This is a genomic window from Duganella sp. LjRoot269 (assembly GCF_964254095.1).
Lineage (GTDB): Bacteria > Pseudomonadota > Gammaproteobacteria > Burkholderiales > Burkholderiaceae_D > Rugamonas > Rugamonas hordei.
Genome location: NZ_CAXUSL020000001.1, coordinates 4,326,651 through 4,340,471 on the forward strand (window position 1 = coordinate 4,326,651; position 13,821 = coordinate 4,340,471).

Genomic DNA, 13,821 nt, shown 5'->3' on the forward strand with positions numbered 1-13,821 from the left:
CGGCCATCGGCCCCGCATGGTAGCGCGGGGTCAAGGCTCGTAACGCATCTCCACCGTATCCTGCGCCCCGGACGCCATTCCGCAGCCGCAGACGGCGACCACCATGTCCTTCAAGGGATCGAGCCCAAACGCCCGCTCGATATCCACCTCGTTCACCGCCGCCGTCACAAAGGCCGGCATCCCCGCTTCGGTCGCCAGCAGATAAAAGGTCTGCGACAGATGACCCGCATCCAGCAGCAAGGCGCGATAAGCCTTGGCGTGATTGCGGTACTTCCAGAAATTGCGCTCCACGCGCGCGGCCAGCACGATCATCATCGGCGCATCGACAAACCAGTCCTGGTCGGCCACCATGCGCATCGCCAGTTCCGCCGTTTGCGCGGTATCCATCGCCGCCAGCGGCTCCAGCGCGTGACGTACCGGATGATAGTGATACAGGCCCGGCGCCACACCCTCGACGCGCTGCGCCATCACATAGACTTCGGTCGGATGCAGGCCGCCGGCCGAGGGACTGAGTTTTTTCAGCACGAAGGCGTCGGGCGCCATTTCGCGTTCGCCCTGCGAGCCGAAGGCGCGCTGCAGCAGGCGCGAGGCGGTGGCCGTGGGCAGCACGGCGGCGGCGTCGAAATTGCGGCCGGTGTAGCGCTGGAACAGCGTGTCGTCCAGCCGCGCGCGTTCGGGCGGCGGCAGCATGATGGCCTGGCCGTCGGCGCAGCGCTCGATCGCCGGACCGGGCGGCGTGCCATATGACACCACGAGTTCTTCGAAGCTGGGGAATTGCATGCCCTTGTCGACCCGCATGTCGCCCCAGCGGCTGAACATATGGGCGGCGGCGGACAAGGGACGCCAGTGCTGCGAGCGCAGCGTCTCGTCGCGTTCGCGGAAGGCCGCGCCGGTGGCGTCGTCCGCGTCGTCGCCGATCAGCAGGCCGGCCTGCAACAGCCGCGCCACATGATCCGCGCCGTGGCGCTCTTCGCAGCCGGCGCGATCCTGCCACAGCGTGAAGCCGATGTCGCCCAGCGCCGCCATCTCCGGCAACGTCACCTCGACCTCCTCGCCCAGGTGCGGCGCCAGCGCGACCCAGCGCATCGTCGCGCCCAGCGCGCCCTCGCCGGCGAACAGCGAGGTCCAGTCGATATCGAGATCCTCGCGGGGCTCCAGGAACAACACAGCGCAACGTCTGATCAGCATGATGGACACTCACCTTGTGGATATCGACAAGGTTAAAGTATCACAAAAAACATCAGCCTTCGAGCGTCCAGCGCGCCAGTGTGGTGTAGGGAAGGTTTTGACCTATCTGGCTGTGCACCAGCACCAGTTCGCGCACCGTCCATTCGACCGGCGCGACCGCTTGCGGCTTGACAGTCACATCGTCGTACAGCAGCGTGATGTGGGCCGTATAGCCGGGCGGATTGCCCGGCAGGCCGGCCTTCAGCAGCGCCTGCGCCAGCTGCTTGTACAGCGCGCCCAGGCCGACCACGCCGTCGACGCCGCCCAGCACGAACGGCCGGTGGCGGCTGCGGTTGACGAAGGTTTGCACCATGTCGAAGCGGACGGTGAACGGCGCGGTGGCCGACGCCACCGAAGCGGCGGCCTGCCCCGCCCGCGCAACCAGCGCGTCGGGCATGTGCGGAAAGTCGCCGAGATTGCACAGCGTGGCATGCAGCTTGCCATCGGCAATCGGCTTGCCGCGCAGGCCGTGCTGCTGCTTCAGCTCAGCCGTCAACGTCTTGATGTGCGCGACCGCGCCGGCATCCGGCAACGCCGCGAAAAAGATCCGGTCGGTCAGCTGCGGTTCCGGCTCAAAACCCGGCAGTAAAGTCTGTTGTGTCATGGGCTCTAGTATAACGCTTGACGGCATCGATTACACATGTAATCATTTAAGCGATTACAACTGTAAACGAATAACAATGAAAGCTCTACCGCACATCAGCGAGGCAGAATCGGTCGTGATGGAGGCGCTATGGTCGCATAGTCCACGCGGCGCCGACGAGGTCGCGGCCGCCATCGGCCCGGACCGCGCGTGGCAGGAATCGACCATCAAGACCTTGTTGAACCGGCTGCTGCGCAAACACGCCGTCAAGGTTGTGAAGGACGGGCGGCGTTACCTGTATTCGGCGGCCATCACCCGCGAGCAATGGCTGCACAGCGAAAGCAAGGGCTTCCTCGACAGGCTGTTCGACGGGCGGGTCGCGCCGCTGGTTGCGCATTTCAGCCGCCATCGCAAGCTGAGCAAGGCCGATATCGCGGAACTCAAGCGGCTGATTGGAGAGCTTGATGACGACAAATGAGTTGTCGCCGCTGCTCGCCGCGCTGGGCCGCTCCACCGTTGCGGCCAGCCTGGTCGTGATTGTCGTCATGGCGATGCGACGGCCTTTGCGCAGCCTGACAGGCGCCGGCGCCGCCTATGCGCTCTGGCTGGCCGTGCCCTTGTGCGCACTGGCCACGCTGATGCCGGCGCCAGCCGCCGACGCCGTGTACGCGCCAGTGTCCATCCTGCCGGCGCTGCGCCAGGCGGCCGGGCCGGTCATTGCTGCCGGCGCGCGGCCGTTTGCCGGCACGGCGACACTGTTCATCTGGCTATCCGGCGCGATTGCCGCCGCCATGCGCCAGGCCAGCCTGCAGCGCCGCTTTGCGCGCGGGATCGGCCGCCTGAGTTTACGCGGCGACGGCGCCTATACCGGTCAAGGCTGCACCGGGCCGGCGCTGGTCGGCATACTGCGCCCGCCGGTGGTGGTGCCGGCCGATTTCGACCACCGCTATTCGGCGACGGAGCGGGAATTAATCCTGGCGCACGAGCGTGCCCACGCGCGAAGGCACGACCCGCTGGCCAACGCCGCATGCGCGGTGCTGCAATGCCTTTGGTGGTTCAATCCGCTGATACACCTGGGGGCACGCCTCATGCGCATCGACCAGGAGCTGGCGTGCGATGCCGACGTAATGCGCAACCATCCCCGCTCCCGCCGCGCCTACGCCGGCGCGATGATGAAGTCACAGCTGGCGGCGGACAGCTTTCCGCTGGCATGTCAATGGCAGTCCAACCATCCACTGAAAGAGAGAGTCATGAACCTGAATCGCCGCACCACCTTCGCCGCTCGCGCAACTGGCCGCATTCTGCTCGCCGCCGTCATGATGGGCGCCAGCTACGCGTCATGGGCCGCGCAGCAACAAGCGTCCGCAAGCCAGCTCTATAACATCGCGCTGAAACTGAATGCCGACGGATTGGACATTTCGCCCCGCCTGCTCGTCCATGCTGGCGAGAAGGCGGCGCTCGCCGTCGGCGAGGGCGCGCAACAATGGAAAGCGAGTTTTGTGGTCACCGCGCAGAAGCCGGGCACGGTGTACGTCGCCACAACCACCGTCCACGGCGGGGAACAGGTCGGCCAGCATGGCTTGCTCGTCGCACTTGGCGATCAGGCCGGGATCAAGGTCGCCACCGACAACGGTGGTGCGCTGGAGATGAAAATCGTCGTCACCGAGGCACCGGCCAAGTAGTTATTTGACGCGCTGCTTTTCCAGCTTGCGCGCAAGCGTGCGGCGGTGCATGCCGAGGCGGCGCGCGGCTTCGGAGATGTTGAAGTCCGTCTCGGCCAGCACCGCGTGGATGTGCTCCCACTCCAGCGTCTTGACCGAGGTGGCGCGGTTGCTCAGCTCCAGGCCGGCCGCGCCGGCCACGTGCTCGAAGGCGGCTTCGATGTCGTCGGTGTTCGACGGCTTGGCCAGGTACTGGCAGGCGCCCAGCTTGATCGCTTCCACCGCCGTGTTGATGCTGGCGAAACCGGTCAGCACCACGATCAGCATCTCGGCATCGTGCTGGTGCAGCATCTGCACGCAGGCCAGTCCGGAGGAATTGCCCTTCAACTTCAGGTCCACCACCGCGTAGCCCGGCGCATTGTCGACCAGCAGCGCGCTGGCTTCGTCCACGTTCTCGGCCAGCAGCACCCTGTAGCCGCGCCGCTCGAACGAGCGGCTCAAGGTGCGCGCGAAGGCGGCGTCGTCCTCGACCAGCAGCAACACGCGTTCTTCTTCAGTAGTCATATTGATTCGATTCCGGTTTGATTTCGATCTCGGACAGCGGCAGCGTCAGGCGCACCTGCGCCCCGCCCTGCGGCCGGTTCGACGCCGTGACCGCGCCGCCCAGCGTGCGCGCGACGTTCACGACCAGGAACAGGCCCAATCCCCCGCCCGGCCGGCTCTTGCTTGAGTTGTATGGCTTGCCCAACTGCGCCAGGATGTCCGGCGCGAAGCCGGGACCGGCGTCCGTCACCTGCAGCACCAGCGCGCCCTCTTCCACGCCGGCCTCCATCCGCAGCCAGTGCGGCGACGCCTCCAGCGCGTTGTCGAGCACATTGCAGATCATCTGCTTCAGCGTCGAATCGGATACCACAGGATGATCCGGCGCGATGCGGTTCTCGAATTCGAATTCCACCACCGGCCGGCCGACGCGCCATTCCGCCACCAGGTCGGCCAGGAAGGTGTTGACGGTGGTGGCGGCCGACGATTCGCCGCGCGTCTCGCCGGCCGACAGCAAAATGCCGCTGACGATGGATTTGCAGCGCTTGAGCTGCGTCTGCATCTCGCCGATCTCCTCCAGCAGCACCGGGTTGCCTTTGAACTCAGGCATGTGCTGCCAGTCGCCCAGGATCACCGCCAGCGTGGCCAGCGGCGTGCCCAGTTCGTGCGCCGCGCCCGACGCCAGCAATCCCATACGGACGATGTGGTCCTCCTCGGCGGCGCGCTGGCGCAGGTCGGCCAGCTTGGTCGCCGTCACCCGCATATTGCGCGTGATGCGGGTGATGAAGATGACCAGCAGCGCCGCATCAAGCACGAAGCAGATCAGCATCCCCTGCACGTACAGGCTGAAGATGCCGCGCGAATGGTCCAGCGGCAGCGGCAGCGGTTCCGAGAACAGCGCCAGCCCGGCGATGCAGGTGCCGGTGACGCCGACGATGGTCCAGGTCGACCATGCCTCCAGCAGCACCGCACCCAGGATCACATGCAGCAGGTATAAGAATACAAAGGGATTGCTGGCGCCGCCGCTCAGGTACAGCTGCGCCGTCAGGCTGGCGACATCCACCGTCAGCGCCAGCAGCAACTCGCTGTTGGAGACCACCTGGTTTTCCTGCCAGCGCAGCGTGCTGGCGATGTTGAAGGCGATCAGGCAGGCCAGCACGTCGAGCATGGCGGGCAGCGGCAGCCGCACGTCGAAGATCATCGTCACGGCGAAGATGGTGGTGATCTGGCCGACCACCGCGATCCAGCGCAGCTGGATCAGCTGCTGCATGTTCTTGTGGCCGGCCGCGTGGGAGATGGTGTTGGCGTGGGCATTCACCGCCGCCAGCGGCTCGATGACCGGCGCGTTGGGCCGCCCCCGGTCGTACGGATTGTCGTTTTTCCTGGCCATTTACGCTTCAGCTGTCTGTGATCGGCGTCCGTCGCGGACGACCCATGCGGCAGCGCCGGCGATCATCAGCGCCAGCGCGTACCAGGTGACAGCATAAACCAAATGGTTGTTGGGGAAGGAAACCACGGTCAGGCCGCCCAGCGGCCCGCCCTCGGCTACCACGCTCCCCGCATCGGCGTCGACAAAGTACGGCGCCACGGCCGGCAGTCCGCGCGCGCAGGCGATGGCCTGCACGTCTCGGGAGTACCAGTAGTTGCGGGCCGGCTCGTTCTGGCGCAGGCGGCCGGAGACTTCGTTCAGGCGCATCAAGCCGGTGACGGTGACGAGATCGCCGCCGACGGTGCACGGATTGGCCGCGGCGGCCGGCGGTGCGGGCTGCGGCGCCCAGCCGCCGGAGCCGGCGCGGACAAAGCCGCGGTTGACCATGACGATGGCGCCGTCGTCGCGGCACAAAGGCGTCAATACCCAGTAGCCGATGCCGCGGTCCAGCGACGCCAGCACCTGCGTGTCCGAGCCGCGCAGGTAGAAACCGCTGAGCTTCACGCGGCGATAATCGTCCGCCTCGGCGTTCAGCTGCGGCCATTGCGCCGCGCCGGGCGCCTCCACCGGCGCCGCGTGCACGCGCTGTTCGACGCGCTCGATCAACGCCAGCTTCCACTGCAGCCGGAACAACTGCCACGTCCCCAAAGCAAAAAACCCTGCAAACATCAACCCGGCCGCAAAGGCCAGGCTGACGCGCAGGGCGCGGGAACGTGGGCGCTGTGCGCCTGTTGTCATTGCATGTCGCGCATGTTGTGCACGTCCGTCCCCATGGACGGCATCATGTTGACGTTCATGTGGTACATGACCCAGATCGAACCGGCCAGCACGATGACCAGCAGCACCAGCGTGAACATCGTCGCCAGCAGCGACCAGCCGCCTTCGATCTTGCCGTTCATGTGCAGGAAGTACACCATGTGCACCACTACTTGAACCGCGGCGAAGCCGAGGATGACGGCGGCGGTGGTGCTCGACTTGTCGAACACCTTGTGCATCACCAGCCAGAACGGGATCGCGGTCAGGATCACCGACAGCACGAAGCCGATCGCGTAATCCTTCAGGCTGCCGTGGGCGCCTTGTTCGTGACCATGGCCATGGTCGTCGTGGCCGTGGTGGTCGTGATTGTGTGCGCTCATGGCAGGACTCCCATCAGGTAGACAAAGGTAAACACGCCGATCCAGATCACGTCCAGGAAGTGCCAGAACATCGACAGGCACATCAGGCGGCGGTTGTTTTCAGGCGTCAGGCCGTGCTTGGCCAGCTGGCACACCAGCGTGACCAGCCAGATCGAACCGAAGGTCACGTGCAGGCCGTGGGTGCCGACCAGCGCGAAGAACGAGGTCAGGAACGCGCTGCGCTGCGGGCCGGCGCCTTCGTGGATCAGATGGACGAATTCATCCAGTTCCAGGTACAGGAAGGCCAGGCCGAACAGGCCGGTGATCAGCAGCCAGGCGATGGTCGCCTTCACGTTCTTGCGCTGCGAGGCGATCATCGCGAAGCCGTAGGTGATCGACGACATCAGCAGGAAGCCGGTGTTGATCGCCACGGTCGGCAGGTCGAACAGCTCGGCGCCGGTCGGGCCGCCGGCGTAGTTGCGGCCCAGGACCGCGTAGGCGGCGAACAGGCCGGCGAAGAGCAGGCAGTCGCTCATCAGGTAGAGCCAGAAGCCCAGCAGCGTGCCGTTCTCCGGGTGGTGTTCGCGCACGTAGTAGCGTGCGCTCGGGTCGGCGCTCACGGCGCCGTTAGCGATAGTTTCAGACATGGGCTTCCAGCAAACGAGTATGCGCTTCTTCGGTGCGGACGACTTCTTCCGCAGGGATGTAGTAATCGCGCTTGTAGTTAAAGGTGTGCGTGATGATGGCGGCCATCATGGCGACGAACGACAGGCCGGCCGGGATCCACATCTGCCAGATCATGCAGAAGCCCAGCGCGAACGACAGCGCCGAGATGATGAAGCCGGCGGCGGTGTTCTTCGGCATGTGGATGGACACGAAACCGCTGGTCGGACGCTGATAGTGGTTGGCTTTCATGTCGGCCCAGGTATCGCTCTCGTGCACCACGGGCGTGAAGGCGAAGTTGTAGTCCGGCGGTGGCGACGAGGTGGCCCACTCCAGCGTGCGGCCGCCCCATGGGTCGCCGGTGACGTCGCGCAGCTTCTCGCGGTTCTTCCAGCTGACGTAGAACTGCACCAGCATGGCGCCGATGCCGGCGGCGATGATCAGCGCGCCGATGGCGGCGATGACGAACCATTTTTGCAGCGACGGATCGTCGAAGTGGTTCATGCGGCGGGTCACGCCCATGAAGCCCATCACGTACAGCGGCGTGAAGGCGACCCAGAAGCCCACCAGCCAGCACCAGAACGAGACCTTGCCCCAGAACTCGTCGAGCTTGAAGCCGAAGGCCTTGGGGAACCAGTAGTTCAAGCCGGCGAAGCAGCCGAACACCACGCCGCCGATGATGACGTTGTGGAAGTGGGCGATCAGGAACAGCGAATTGTGCAGCACGAAGTCGGCCGGTGGAACGGCCAGCATCACGCCGGTCATGCCACCGATGGTGAAGGTCAGCATGAAGCCGACGGTCCACAGCATGGGCACGTCGAAACGCACACGCCCCTTGTACATGGTGAACAGCCAGTTGAAGATCTTGGCGCCGGTCGGGATAGAGATGATCATCGTCGTGATGCCGAAGAACGAGTTCACCGACGCGCCCGAGCCCATGGTGAAGAAGTGGTGCAGCCATACCAGGTAGGACAGGATGGTGATCACGATGGTGGCGTACACCATCGAGGTGTAGCCGAACAGCCGCTTGGACGAGAACGTCGAGACGATCTCCGAGAACACGCCGAACACCGGCAGCACCAGGATGTAGACCTCGGGGTGGCCCCAGATCCAGATCAGGTTGACGTACAACATCGGGTTGCCGCCAAGGTCGTTGGTGAAGAAGTTGGTGCCGACCATGCGGTCCAGCGACAGCATCGCCAGCGTGATGGTCAGGATCGGGAAGGTGGCGACGATCAGCGCGTTGGTGCACAGCGCGGTCCAGGTGAAGACCGGCATTTTCATCATGCTCATGCCCGGCGCCCGCATCTTGACGATGGTGGCGATCAGGTTGACGCCCGATAGCGTGGTCCCCACCCCGGCCACCTGCAACGACCAGATGTAGTAGTCGACCCCGACGTCCGGCGAGGCGGCGATGCCCGACAGCGGCGGGAACGCCAGCCAGCCGGTGCGGCCGAATTCGCCGACGAACAGCGACACCATGGTCAGCATCGCGCCGAAGGTGGTCATCCAGAACGAGAAGTTGTTCAGGAACGGGAACGACACGTCGCGCGCGCCGATCTGCAGCGGCACCACGTAGTTCATCAGGCCGGTCACCAGCGGCATCGCCACGAAGAAGATCATGATCGTGCCGTGGGCGGTGAAGATCTGGTCGTAGTGGTGCGGCGGCAGCACGCCGGCGTTGTCGCCGAAGGCGATGGCCTGCTGCATGCGCATCATCAGCGCGTCGGCGAAGCCGCGCAGCAGCATGACGATGGCCAGCACCATGTACATGATGCCGATCTTCTTGTGGTCGATGGAGGTGATCCAGTCGCGCCACAGCGGGCCCCACAGGCGGAATTTAAACATGGCGGCCAGCAGCGCGAGGCCGCCGATCGCCACCATGGCGAAGGTGCCGATCAGGATGGGCTCGTGGTATGGAATTGCTTCCAGCGACAGCCGCCCAAAGATCAGTTTGGTCAGGTTGAGATCAGACATGGTCATTCTTTACGGAGTGGTTGGGGCGTGGCGGCGGCGACTTTCGGCGTGCACACGTCTTTCGGCAATTCTTTCGCGGCGGCGGCGGCCTGCATGCGCATGGCGTCCTGCTCCATCTGCGCGTTGATGCAGACCGAGCCTTCGGCCACGCAGCGGTTCAGCACCAGGTCGTACAGGCCCTTGTCGACGCTGCCGAAGTGCATGATCGGATGCTTGATGGTCGGCTTGTCCAGCGCCGCGAACCCGGCGCGGGTCAGCGCGCCGCCGGCGCGGGTCTTCTCGACCCAGCTGTCGAACTCGGCCTGGCTGACGCCGTGGTACTTGAACTTCATGTCCGAGAAGCCGGCGCCGCTGTAGTTCGACGAGAAGCCGTCATACACGCCGACCTTGTTCATCACCGCGTTCAGCTGCGTTTCCATGCCTGGCATGGTGTAGACCATGCCGGCCAGCGCAGGGATGTAGAACGCGTTCATCACCGACGACGACGTCATGTGGAAGCGCACCGGCACGTCGATCGGGGTCACCAGCTCGTTGACGGTGGCGATGCCCTGCTCCGGGTAGATGAACATCCATTTCCAGTCCATCGCCACGACCTGCACTTCCAGCGGCTTGACGCCGGCGGCCACGGGACGGTTCTCGTCGATGCGGCTCAGCGGACGGTACGGGTCCAGCAGGTGGGTGTAGATCCAGGTGATCAGGCCCAGCACGATGACGATCAGCAGCGGCGCGCCCCAGATCAGCAGTTCGAGCTTGGTCGAGTGATCCCAGTTCGGTTTGTATTCGGCGGCGGTATTGGACTTGCGGTAGCGCCAGGCGAACAAACAGATCAAGAACATAACGGGAACGATAATCAACAGCATCAGCAGGGTTGACACAACAACAAGGTGTGCCTGCTGGGCTGCGATATCCCCGGACGGGTTCAGCACGACCGTATTGCAGCCGGCAAGCCACAACAGCGGTGCGAGGAACAGTCCACGACGAGCGATAGGAGGAATCATGCGGTAATGTACGTTACAGAATATGGATAACATGGTACTGTACCAATCACGGAATGTTCTTGCCATTGGACACTTTGTCCTAGGGTGGCCAGGGGCATGACCGTGATAACAATATCAACGCAACAGAGACACAGAGACAGAGATTATGGCCACTACGACTACACCAAACGGCGTCCATGTTGGCGCCCAAGAACCATCTCAGGCCGGTAACGATGCACGCAACATCAATACCCGGGACGACGAACATATTTCCCCCGGCGAAATAGCGGTAGGCGTGGTCATCGGCCGCGCTTCCGAGTATTTCGATTTCTTTGTCTACGCAATTGCTTCCGTACTGGTGTTCCCTTCGCTGCTGTTCCCGTTCGACGGGCGGCTGGAAGGTACTTTGTACGCGTTCACCATCTTTTCATTTGCCTTTATTGCAAGGCCCATCGGCACCGTCATTTCGATGGCCGTGCAGCGCCGCTACGGGCGCGAAGCCAAGCTGACCGGAGCGTTGCTGCTGCTGGGGTCGACCACGGCCGGGATTGCTTTCCTGCCATCATATGCCGACAACGGCTTCAACTCCATCATTATCCTGTCGGCGTTGCGCATCGGCCAGGGCCTGGCGCTGGGCGGCTCGTGGGACGGCCTGCCGTCGCTGCTGGCGCTGAACGCGCCTGAAAACAAGCGCGGCTGGTACGCGATGCTGGGCCAGCTGGGCGCGCCGACCGGCTTCTTCATCGCCGCCGGCCTGTTCTGGTACCTGATCGGCAACCTGAACGACCTGGACTTCATGGACTGGGGCTGGCGCTATCCGTTCTACGTGGCCTTCGCCATCAACGTGGTGGCGCTGTTCGCCCGCCTGCGCCTGACCTCCACCAGCGAATACGCGAAGCTGCTGGAAGAGCGCGAGCTGCAGCCGACCAGCGTGGTCGAGATGGCCAGCTCGCAGGGTCGCAACCTGATCATCGGCGCCCTCGCCGCCCTGGCCAGCTATGCGCTGTTCCACCTGGTGACGGTGTTCCCGCTGTCGTGGATCACGATCTACTCGCCGCGTTCGATCACCGGCTTCCTCGGCACGCAGATGGTGGGCGTGGTGCTGATGGCGGTGGGCGTGGTCGCCTCCGGCCTGATCGCCGACCGCATCGGCCGCCGCCGCACGCTGGGCTCGCTGGCCATCCTGATCGCGGTGTTCAGCGGCTTCGTGCCGATGCTGCTCAACGGCGGCGAGGCTGCGCAGGACACCTTCATCATGCTGGGCTTCGCCTTGCTGGGCCTGTCGTACGGCCAGGCCGCCGGCGCGGTGACCGCCAACTTCCCGGCGCAGTACCGCTACACCGGCGCGGCCTTCACGTCCGACCTGGCGTGGCTGGTGGGCGCGGGCTTCGCGCCGCTGGTGGCGCTGGGCGTGTCGTCGCAGTTCGGCCTGGCGTATGTCGGCCTGTACCTGCTGTCGGGCGCGGTCTGCTCGCTGGCGGCGCTGAGCCTGAACCGCGCGCTGGACATTCGTAACTAAATTTGCCACCAATGTAGCACCGGCCCGGCGGCGCTGTCCGCCAGGCATCCTCTCTTGCGTCTTCTTCTCCCACGTTTCAACCATATGTTCCTAGCTGAAGCAGGCTCCGGAGATGTGACAATTGGTGGTATTTTTTAAGCAACAACGCTCACTAAAAAATTATTGCAATATGACTTGATACTCCGTGGAACGGATTTACACCGGACGGTATTTTGGTATGCACAATTTGGACAGATGAAATACTTCCTATAGAGATGAACAGGAAAACAGGACGCGCAGATTCGTAAAGCTCGGCACACACCCATAGGTTTAAAAATCCCATCTCTGAAAACCCGCTACCCTCATGAGTATCATCAATATCAGTGCTCGGCCCTGCCCGAGCCCGCCAGAAGATGCTCGCAGAAATAAAAAAGCCCCTGACAATCAGGGGCTTAGTCTCATCCGTTTGCCAGCCAACGCCAGCAGTTACCAGCTACGGAATCATTCCCACTCGATGGTCGCAGGCGGCTTGCCCGAAATATCGTAGACCACGCGGTTAATCCCGCGTACTTCATTAATGATGCGGTTCGACACCTTGCCCAGCAGCGAGTGCGGCAGGTGCGCCCAGTGCGCCGTCATGAAGTCCTGCGTCTGCACCGCGCGCAGCGCCACCACGTATTCGTAGGTACGGCCGTCGCCCATCACGCCCACCGATTTCACCGGCAGGAACACGGCAAACGCTTGCGACGTCGCCTCGTACCAGTTGGTCGGCACGCTGTCCTGATCGAAGCCGGGAACCACGACCGGCTCGTACGGCGTGTTGCGCAGCTCTTCGATGAAGATGGCGTCCGCGCGGCGCAGCAGGTCGGCATACTCCTTCTTCACTTCGCCGAGGATGCGCACGCCCAGGCCCGGGCCCGGGAACGGGTGACGGTAGACCATGTCGTGCGGCAGGCCCAGCGCCACGCCCAGCTTGCGCACTTCGTCCTTGAACAGTTCGCGCAGCGGTTCCAGCAGCGACAGCTTCATGTGCTCAGGCAGGCCGCCCACGTTGTGGTGGCTCTTGATGGTCTGGCCCTTCTTGCCCTTGCCGGCCGACTCGATCACGTCCGGGTAGATGGTGCCCTGCGCCAGCCACTTGGCGTTGACCAGCTTGCCCGATTCCTTGTCGAACACCTCGACGAACTCGCGGCCGATGATCTTGCGCTTCTGCTCCGGATCGGCGACGCCGGCCAGGTGACCCATGAACTGGTCTTCCGCATCGATGCGTATCACCTTGACGCCCAGGTTCTTGGCGAACATGTCCATCACCATCTTGCCCTCGTCCAAGCGCAGCAGGCCGTGGTCGACGAACACGCAGGTCAGCTGGTCGCCGATGGCGCGATGGATCAGCGCGGCGGCCACCGACGAATCGACGCCGCCGGACAAGCCCAGGATCACTTCATCGGTGCCGACTTGCGCACGGATTTTTTCGACCGCTTCCGAGATGTAATCCGGCATGTTCCAGTCCGACTTGCAGCCGCAGATCTCGTGCACGAAGCGGCCCAGCATGGCCTTGCCCTGCACCGTGTGGGTGACTTCCGGGTGCCACTGCACGCCGTAGAAGCGCTTCTCCTCGTCGGCCATGGCGGCGATCGGGCAGCTTGGCGTGCTGGCCATCAGCTTGAAGCTCGGCGGCATTTCCAACACCTTGTCGCCGTGGCTCATCCACACCTTCAGCATGCCGTGGCCCTCGTCGGTGACGAAGTCGTTGATGCCGTCGAGCAGCTTGGTGTGGCTGCGGGCGCGCACTTCGGCGTAGCCGAATTCGCGCACCAGGCCGTTCTCGACCTTGCCGCCCAGCTGCGCGGCCATGGTCTGCATGCCGTAGCAGATACCCAGCACCGGCACGCCCAGTTCGAACACGGCGTCCGGCGCGCGCGGGGCGTCGCCTTCCAGGGTCGAGCTGTGGCTGCCCGACAGGATCACGCCGGCGGCGCCGTAGTTGCGCACGAACTCGTCGCTGACGTCATACGGGAACACTTCCGAGAACACGCCGGAGTCGCGCACGCGGCGCGCGATCAGCTGGGTCACTTGGGAGCCGAAATCGAGAATGAGGATTTTAGAGTGCATGAGTATCTACTGATGAAGATGAGAATAGAAAAACGCCGG

Annotated in this window: 13 protein-coding genes; 3 read left to right on the forward strand and 10 right to left on the reverse strand. The window is 63.9% G+C overall.

The genetic code is table 11. The annotated features are described in order from the left end of the window. Positions 1-30 precede the first annotated feature (30 nt). Positions 31-1,188 (reverse strand): putative peptide maturation dehydrogenase, encoded by a 1,158-nt coding sequence (locus ACSQ3S_RS19345; protein WP_436143465.1) that lies wholly within the window; start codon positions 1,186-1,188, stop codon positions 31-33. A 52-nt stretch (positions 1,189-1,240) separates the two neighbouring features. After that, entirely contained in the window at positions 1,241-1,831 is a 591-nt protein-coding gene (locus ACSQ3S_RS19350; protein ID WP_436143466.1) for a 2'-5' RNA ligase family protein, read from the reverse strand. Positions 1,832-1,907: 76 nt separating this feature from the next. On the opposite strand from ACSQ3S_RS19350, the gene ACSQ3S_RS19355 reads away from it, so the two are divergent. Both ACSQ3S_RS19355 and ACSQ3S_RS19360 read left to right on the forward strand, forming a co-directional pair. After that, positions 1,908-2,288 (forward strand): BlaI/MecI/CopY family transcriptional regulator, encoded by a 381-nt coding sequence (locus ACSQ3S_RS19355; RefSeq protein WP_176650947.1) that lies wholly within the window; start codon positions 1,908-1,910, stop codon positions 2,286-2,288. After that, positions 2,275-3,492 (forward strand): M56 family metallopeptidase, encoded by a 1,218-nt coding sequence (locus ACSQ3S_RS19360; RefSeq protein ID WP_436143467.1) that lies wholly within the window; start codon positions 2,275-2,277, stop codon positions 3,490-3,492. The genes ACSQ3S_RS19355 and ACSQ3S_RS19360 overlap by 14 nt, the downstream gene beginning before the upstream one ends. Here ACSQ3S_RS19360 and ACSQ3S_RS19365 read toward each other — a convergent pair whose 3' ends face one another. The 7 genes from ACSQ3S_RS19365 to cyoA are packed head-to-tail and all read right to left on the reverse strand — an operon-like array spanning position 3,493 to position 10,193. Next, entirely contained in the window at positions 3,493-4,035 is a 543-nt protein-coding gene (locus ACSQ3S_RS19365; RefSeq protein ID WP_436143468.1) for a response regulator transcription factor, read from the reverse strand. It lies immediately after the preceding gene. Further along, positions 4,025-5,401, reverse strand: coding sequence for an ATP-binding protein (locus tag ACSQ3S_RS19370; RefSeq protein WP_436143469.1), 1,377 nt, complete (start codon positions 5,399-5,401; stop codon positions 4,025-4,027). Before ACSQ3S_RS19370 ends, ACSQ3S_RS19365 begins: the two co-directional genes overlap by 11 nt. After that, positions 5,402-6,178, reverse strand: coding sequence for an SURF1 family protein (locus ACSQ3S_RS19375; RefSeq protein WP_436143470.1), 777 nt, complete (start codon positions 6,176-6,178; stop codon positions 5,402-5,404). It abuts the gene before it with no gap. Further along, positions 6,175-6,576, reverse strand: coding sequence for a cytochrome o ubiquinol oxidase subunit IV (cyoD, locus tag ACSQ3S_RS19380; protein WP_353398535.1), 402 nt, complete (start codon positions 6,574-6,576; stop codon positions 6,175-6,177). The genes ACSQ3S_RS19375 and cyoD overlap by 4 nt, the downstream gene beginning before the upstream one ends. Continuing rightward, positions 6,573-7,202, reverse strand: a complete 630-nt coding sequence (gene cyoC, locus ACSQ3S_RS19385) for a cytochrome o ubiquinol oxidase subunit III (protein ID WP_436143471.1) — start codon at positions 7,200-7,202, stop codon at positions 6,573-6,575. Before cyoC ends, cyoD begins: the two co-directional genes overlap by 4 nt. Next, positions 7,195-9,195, reverse strand: coding sequence for a cytochrome o ubiquinol oxidase subunit I (gene cyoB, locus ACSQ3S_RS19390; RefSeq protein ID WP_436143472.1), 2,001 nt, complete (start codon positions 9,193-9,195; stop codon positions 7,195-7,197). Before cyoB ends, cyoC begins: the two co-directional genes overlap by 8 nt. A 2-nt stretch (positions 9,196-9,197) precedes the next feature. Continuing rightward, complete coding sequence (cyoA, locus tag ACSQ3S_RS19395) at positions 9,198-10,193, reverse strand: ubiquinol oxidase subunit II (RefSeq protein WP_436143473.1); 996 nt, start codon at positions 10,191-10,193, stop codon at positions 9,198-9,200. A 145-nt stretch (positions 10,194-10,338) separates the two neighbouring features. Between cyoA and ACSQ3S_RS19400 the strand changes: the two genes are divergently transcribed. Further along, entirely contained in the window at positions 10,339-11,691 is a 1,353-nt protein-coding gene (locus tag ACSQ3S_RS19400; RefSeq protein WP_176650956.1) for an MFS transporter, read from the forward strand. Between the two features lie 480 nt (positions 11,692-12,171). Here ACSQ3S_RS19400 and guaA read toward each other — a convergent pair whose 3' ends face one another. Then, complete coding sequence (gene guaA, locus ACSQ3S_RS19405; protein WP_176651063.1) at positions 12,172-13,782, reverse strand: glutamine-hydrolyzing GMP synthase; 1,611 nt, start codon at positions 13,780-13,782, stop codon at positions 12,172-12,174. Between the last annotated feature and the right edge of the window lie 39 nt (positions 13,783-13,821).

Bases quoted from the DNA above. Each gene is read 5' to 3' on its own strand.
- ACSQ3S_RS19345 (WP_436143465.1), bottom strand. From the start codon at position 1,188: ATGCTGATCAGACGTTGCGCTGTGTTGTTCCTGGAGCCCCGCGAGGAT.
- ACSQ3S_RS19350 (WP_436143466.1), bottom strand. From the start codon at position 1,831: ATGACACAACAGACTTTACTGCCGGGTTTTGAGCCGGAACCGCAGCTG.
- ACSQ3S_RS19355 (WP_176650947.1), top strand. From the start codon at position 1,908: ATGAAAGCTCTACCGCACATCAGCGAGGCAGAATCGGTCGTGATGGAG.
- ACSQ3S_RS19360 (WP_436143467.1), top strand. From the start codon at position 2,275: ATGACGACAAATGAGTTGTCGCCGCTGCTCGCCGCGCTGGGCCGCTCC.
- ACSQ3S_RS19365 (WP_436143468.1), bottom strand. From the start codon at position 4,035: ATGACTACTGAAGAAGAACGCGTGTTGCTGCTGGTCGAGGACGACGCC.
- ACSQ3S_RS19370 (WP_436143469.1), bottom strand. From the start codon at position 5,401: ATGGCCAGGAAAAACGACAATCCGTACGACCGGGGGCGGCCCAACGCG.
- ACSQ3S_RS19375 (WP_436143470.1), bottom strand. From the start codon at position 6,178: ATGACAACAGGCGCACAGCGCCCACGTTCCCGCGCCCTGCGCGTCAGC.
- cyoD (WP_353398535.1), bottom strand. From the start codon at position 6,576: ATGAGCGCACACAATCACGACCACCACGGCCACGACGACCATGGCCAT.
- cyoC (WP_436143471.1), bottom strand. From the start codon at position 7,202: ATGTCTGAAACTATCGCTAACGGCGCCGTGAGCGCCGACCCGAGCGCA.
- cyoB (WP_436143472.1), bottom strand. From the start codon at position 9,195: ATGTCTGATCTCAACCTGACCAAACTGATCTTTGGGCGGCTGTCGCTG.
- cyoA (WP_436143473.1), bottom strand. From the start codon at position 10,193: ATGATTCCTCCTATCGCTCGTCGTGGACTGTTCCTCGCACCGCTGTTG.
- ACSQ3S_RS19400 (WP_176650956.1), top strand. From the start codon at position 10,339: ATGGCCACTACGACTACACCAAACGGCGTCCATGTTGGCGCCCAAGAA.
- guaA (WP_176651063.1), bottom strand. From the start codon at position 13,782: ATGCACTCTAAAATCCTCATTCTCGATTTCGGCTCCCAAGTGACCCAG.